1 protein-coding gene is annotated in these 254 nt (G+C 74.8%); it reads right to left on the reverse strand.

The features are described from left to right. On the reverse strand, positions 1 to 254 hold a 254-nt coding region (locus DSP71_RS23400), incomplete at both ends, for a Mur ligase domain-containing protein (protein ID WP_258546335.1).

Raw genomic sequence — 254 nt, forward strand, 5'->3', positions numbered from 1 at the left:
CAGGCGCTGAGGTCGCCGAGGACGGCGCGAGGATCGTCGACCACGAGGATCGGGAGGCCGGCGGACTCCGCGATGACCGCTCCGGCCTCGTCGGTGATGACGGCGACGGCGCCCTTCTCGGCGGCGGTCGCGGCGAAGTCCGCGCCGTGCCGGTTGACGCCCTGGATCGCGACGAACGCCTCGCCGGGGCGCAGATCCGCGGTGGCGAGGGTGATGCCGGTGAGGGCCACGCCGTCGACATCGCCGCGGACGGT

Source organism: Microbacterium sp. H6, from assembly GCF_003314775.1.
Taxonomy (GTDB): Bacteria; Actinomycetota; Actinomycetes; order Actinomycetales; family Microbacteriaceae; genus Microbacterium; species Microbacterium oxydans.